The following is a 1197-nucleotide window of genomic DNA, read 5'->3' as shown; positions in this document are numbered from 1 at the left end:
ACCACCCGCCAGCCCGCCTCGGCGAACGCGGCGGTAACCGCCCCGCCCAGCCCGCCCGTGCCCCCGGTGACCAGCACACTGCGTCGCGTCATGGCTTCACGCTAGTGCCGCCGTCCGGTCGGCCCCCGGTCGGCCCCACCCGACCGGCCGGACCCGGCCCGCCGGAGGAGGCGGGCCCCTTCGGACGGGTGGCAGGCTGTGGTCGTGCGCCCGCTACGTGTCGTCCGTCGGGCGGGCGCGGCGTGGTTGACGCTCACGGCGTGTGAAAGTAAGTTTCATACGTGGGGAAGAGTCCGAAGATTTCCGCGAGTCAGGAGCCGGGTGGACTGATCGTCCACATCAGCGGCCTGCTCCCGTCGCTGTCACCGGCCGAGCAGCGCGTCGCCCGGCTGGTGGTCGCCGACCCTGCCGACGCGGCCCGGCGCACCATCACCGACCTCGCCACCACCGCCCAGACATCGGAGGCCACCGTCATCCGGTTCTGCCGCTCGGTCGGTATGGACGGCTACCCGCAACTGCGGATCCGGCTCGCCGCCGAGGCGGCCCGGCGGATCGAACCGCCGGACGCGCGGGTGGTGGGCGGTGACATCCCGCCCGGGGCCGACTTCGCCCAGATCATCGCGACCATCGCGTTCAACGACGCCCGTGCCGTCGAGGAGACCGCCGAGCAACTCGACCCGGCGGTCTGCGAGCGGGTGGTGGACGCCATCGTCGCCGCCGGACGGATCGACATCTACGGTGCCGGGGCGAGCGGATTCGTGGCCTCGGACTTCCAGCAGAAGCTGCACCGTATCGGTCGGACCGCCTTCTACTTCCCGGACGTGCACACCGCGTTGACCTCGGCGGCCCTGCTCGGCCGGGGCGACGTCGCGGTCGGCATCTCGCACACCGGCACCACGTCGGACGTGGTGGAGGTGCTGGAGCAGGCGCGGGGCCGAGGTGCCACCACGGTGGTGCTGACCAACTTCCCGCGCTCGCCGGTGACCGACGTCGCCGACCACATCCTGACCACCGCCGCCCGGGAGACGACGTACCGTTCCGGCGCCACCGCCAGCCGGATCGCCCAGCTCACCGTGGTCGACTGCCTTTTCGTCGGGGTGGCCGCGCGCAACCGTCCCCGGGCCCGCAAGGCGCTGGAGGCGACCGCCGAGGCGGTCCGGTCCCACCGGGTCGGGTCCGCCCGGAGGCGGGCATGAC

The 1197-nt window shown here is 73.2% G+C and carries 1 protein-coding gene; it reads left to right on the top strand.

The window, feature by feature from the left end:
- Positions 1–281 precede the first annotated feature (281 nt).
- Positions 282–1196: a MurR/RpiR family transcriptional regulator gene (locus tag EYA84_RS32090; protein ID WP_131057883.1), complete on the top strand. Its 915-nt coding sequence runs from the start codon at positions 282–284 to the stop codon at positions 1194–1196.
- The last annotated feature ends 1 nt before the right edge of the window (position 1197 follow it).

The organism is Verrucosispora sp. SN26_14.1 (genome assembly GCF_004307965.1).
GTDB lineage: Bacteria > Actinomycetota > Actinomycetes > Mycobacteriales > Micromonosporaceae > Micromonospora.
The sequence above is the reverse complement of the archived record's forward strand: the minus strand, read 5'-3'. Positions and strand labels throughout refer to the sequence as shown.